The organism is Plectonema radiosum NIES-515, assembly GCF_025753815.1.
Lineage (GTDB): Bacteria > Cyanobacteriota > Cyanobacteriia > Cyanobacteriales > Nostocaceae > Hassallia > Hassallia radiosum_A.
On record NZ_JAOWRF010000330.1, the window covers coordinates 1 to 3815 of the forward strand.

The following is a 3815-nucleotide window of genomic DNA, read 5'->3' on the forward strand; positions in this document are numbered from 1 at the left end:
TACTTGAATATGGCATTTTTTCTCTTCTCAACACTCCTGTTTTGAAATCAATATTTAAGGTTGTATTAGCTGGCGATCGCTGTCTAGTATAACCTTTTTCCAAAAAGATCCCAAATGGGTTCTATACCAGATTAATACCTTATGTCTCTGAATGAAATTATTACCAAACTGACACCTGAGCAAAAAGCTTTAATTCCAGTTTATCGGGAAAAGTGGCGAAAAATTGCGCTTTCAACTGAGAGAATTGATCGGGAGAAAGCGGCTGAAATGTTGAAAGATGCTTATGCTTGGTTTGGCGAAAAAGAGCCTGAGGTTTTATTTTTTGATAGTCCTTATGCAGCTATAAGAGAACTTGATGATAGATATTTGGATTTAAAACGTTTTAGCTTGCGAACTGATATAAGACACCCATTGTTAAAGTACGAAAATAAACAACGACATAATTCAACCCAGGTTCAAGAGAGAACACCACTGGAACAAGAAATTTTGCAATTAGTATTGGAGATAAGGAATAACCTTTATGTTCAATTGGAAGAAGAACTAGATCGGGAAAATATAGATATTCCTGATGAATGTTTTGTAAATTGTATTCAACTTGATTTATTAAACCCTGAATGCAGTTTTTATGATTTTTGTATTTCAGTATTAAATCGTGCATACAATCCCAAAAAATGGCAAATTCTTCAAGATATTGTCATGAATTGCGGTTGGATTTTTGAGTATGTGAATATTTGTGTAGTATGCGATCGCCCAACAAAACTCTCCTTCGACAACCAAAATCGTCTCCACGCAGAAGCAGAACCCGCGATTGAGTATGCTGATGGATTTAAGGTTTACGCCCATCACGGTGTATGGTTGCCTGAAAAATATGGTAAAATACCGATTCAAGAATGACAAGCTCAATGGTTGCTAGAAGAAACAAACGGTGCCAAACTAAGTTGCCACGCGTTACAGTCCTGAGTAGGGTGCTAGGGCTAAAGTTTTCGTTCCTTCAGCAAGGAGAAAGCGATCGCACAAGTTAAGCAGTTCTACCTCGGTAGAGGTGTGTCGCATCAGCCGCAGGAAATCACCTTCGGCGTCAACCAAGAGGGCAATGTAGTTGAGGAACATTTTGAGGTAGCCTACACGCGATCGCACTGGCATAGTTGCCGAGTTAGGAGTTTGCCATAAGCGATCGATATAGTTGCGTACCTCCACTAAAGGAACGCGTGCGATCGGCTCTCCCCGCAAAGCCTGCCGAATTTGATTAAAAATCCAAGGATTTGCGATCGCCCAGCGTCCCACCATCACACCTGCCGCACCCGTTTGAGAAAGCACTTCAAGGGCTTTTGTCGCAGAGTGGATATTGCCATTGGCAAGCACTGGACAATCGACTCGTCTGACCGCTTCAGCAATCAAATCATATTTTACTGCTCCGTGGTACATATCTTTCACCGTGCGACCATGCAAAGAGAGCAAATCAATGCTGTGGCGATTGATCGTATCTAGAATGGAGTAAAAGTTATCTGTATTTTCAAAGCCTACGCGCATCTTGACGGTGAAAGGGCGATCGTTCACAGCAGAACGCAGTTCTCCCAAAATCCGATCTACTTTTTCAGGTTCTCGCAGCAATCCACCCCCAACATTTTTGCGATAAATTCTCGGTGCTGGACAGCCCATGTTCAAGTCCACTCCAGCGATATTATAGTTGCAGAGTTCCTTCGCTGTTCTTACTAAGTCTGGAATGCTTTCGCCAATCATTTGAGCAAAAACGGGGCGACCCGTGTCGTTTTCGGTGATTGCTGCCAGAATGTTACGATTGAGGCGTGAGGTATCATTCACACGGAAATACTCGGTGAAGAAGTAGTCAGGACTGCCGTAGTGGGCAATGACCTTCATAAACCAGAGGTTTGTCACATCCTGCATGGGGGCAAGAGCGGTGAGGGGTAGGTCTGGATGGAGCGATTTTGGGAGCGATACCTGGGACATAGAGATGAAGAGCGATTAACAAAGCATCACTCTATCAAAAATTGGTTGTTGAGGTGAGATTTAAATATCTTCCTTCTTGGGTAGGTGATATCCATACTTGTTATTGATGACAAAGATAACGGAAAATTGATGTAATCAAGGTACTTTTGCCAATGCTGGAGCAATGATAAATCGGGTTTTAATTCTTGGAGGACGGGGACGGATCGGCAGTAGTGTTGCCCAGGATCTAGCCACACACACGCAAGCGGAAATTACCATCACTGGGCGATCGCCAGATACTGAAACTAGCGATATGCCTCGGAAATTTCTGATTTTAGACTTAGCCGAAGTTGACAAATTACGGAGTGCGATCGCTAAAAGCGATTTAGTCATCCACTGTGCCGGTCCTTTTCACTATCGCGATGCTAATGTTCTCAAAATTTGCATTGAACAAGGCGTTAACTATGTAGATGTTAGCGATCACCGTTCATATACCAGCAAGGCTTTAAAATATCATGAACAAGCTGCCGCTGCTGGTGTGACGGCAATTGTTAATACTGGGATTTTCCCCGGTATTTCTAATAGCATGGTACGTCAGGGTGTCGAACAATTCGATACAGCCGAAAAGATACATTTAAGTTATTTAGTATCTGGTTCTGGTGGTGCTGGTGTCACCGTCATGCGGACAACATTTCTAGGATTGCAACATCCTTTTGACGCTTGGATAGACGGCAAATGGCAAACAGTTAAACCTTATAGCGAACGGGAAGCTGTTAACTTTCTCCCCCCCTACGGACGCACTGGAGTTTACTGGTTTGATATGCCAGAAACCTTTACATTACCCAACACTTTCCCATCAATCAAAACCGTAATTACTAAGTTTGGCTCAGTTCCCGATTTTTACAATCACATGACTTGGATTACTGCTCATGTGTTTCCAAAATGGTTAATGAAGAAGCGTGGAACTATCGAATTTTTGGCTCATGTAAGTCATTTTATGACGGATGTAACTAATAACTTTACTGGTATTGGGGTAGCAGTCCGCTCAGAAGTTACAGGGCAAAAAAACGGTGATACAAGTATTTTTTGCTCAGACTTATTGCATCAAAATACGGCAATGGCTTCGGGTTGTGGCACTGGTAGTATTGCCCAATTATTATTAGAAGGCAAACTTAATAAACCAGGCGTTTTTCCTGTAGAAGAAGCACTACCAACAGATTTATTTGAATATACAATGCAAAGCCGAGGAATTAAGATTTATCACAATTGGTTATAGCCAAAAAATAATGTGTCCTCCGATAGAAGTAAAAACTATATTTCAACATTTAGGATGCCTGTAAGCCTTGAAAATGATCTAAGTAATTGTCTTTATTTACGCCAAACAAAGGCTCATAACAGAAAATTAGGAGGGTTTTTCCATGCGAAGATTTTTATTAACTTTAAAGCAAGCACTACTTTCAAGGATTTTAGTTTTTGGCTTGATAATTTTTATTAGTCTGTCGGGTTTATTCGTAGTGGTTCAACAGCCTAGTTATGCAACCACACTAGAAGAATTGAAGCTGATACCTCCAGAGTATAAACCAACGCCACAAGAAAAGATTGACCGCGCTTACGAACGTAACGAAGCCGCAGGTTTTCGTGAAGAGCAGCGACAAGAAGCTTACGAACAAGCAATAAAAGACGGTGAAAGCCTTAATACGATGGAGAAGGCTTACGAAAGAAATATAAAGGCTGAAAAAGCACAAAATCCCCCAGAGAGTTTCGGTGAAAAAGCTAAAGAACTGATTGAAAAGGTGACAGGGAAGTAGAGGACAAGGAGGACAAGGGGGACAAGGGGGACAAGGGGGACAAGGGGGACAAGAGGGACT

Annotated in this window: 4 protein-coding genes; 3 read left to right on the forward strand and 1 reads right to left on the reverse strand. The window is 41.9% G+C overall.

What is annotated here, in order from left to right:
- Nucleotides 1-141: 141 nt before the first annotated feature.
- Nucleotides 142-894 (forward strand): DUF6745 domain-containing protein, encoded by a 753-nt coding sequence (locus OGM63_RS23275; RefSeq protein ID WP_263748047.1) that lies wholly within the window; start codon nucleotides 142-144, stop codon nucleotides 892-894.
- 54 nt (nucleotides 895-948) lie between these two features.
- Here the strand turns inward: OGM63_RS23275 and OGM63_RS23280 are convergent, their stop codons facing one another.
- A complete protein-coding gene (locus OGM63_RS23280) occupies nucleotides 949-1968 on the reverse strand; it encodes a tRNA-dihydrouridine synthase family protein (protein WP_263748048.1) in 1020 nt (339 codons plus the stop codon).
- A 163-nt stretch (nucleotides 1969-2131) separates the two neighbouring features.
- Between OGM63_RS23280 and OGM63_RS23285 the strand changes: the two genes are divergently transcribed.
- Both OGM63_RS23285 and OGM63_RS23290 read left to right on the forward strand, forming a co-directional pair.
- The gene (locus tag OGM63_RS23285) at nucleotides 2132-3223 is read left to right on the forward strand and encodes a saccharopine dehydrogenase family protein (RefSeq protein ID WP_263748049.1); all 1092 of its coding nucleotides are present in this window, start codon (nucleotides 2132-2134) and stop codon (nucleotides 3221-3223) included.
- A gap of 142 nt (nucleotides 3224-3365) precedes the next feature.
- Nucleotides 3366-3755 (forward strand): hypothetical protein, encoded by a 390-nt coding sequence (locus tag OGM63_RS23290; protein ID WP_263748050.1) that lies wholly within the window; start codon nucleotides 3366-3368, stop codon nucleotides 3753-3755.
- Nucleotides 3756-3815: the final 60 nt, after the last annotated feature.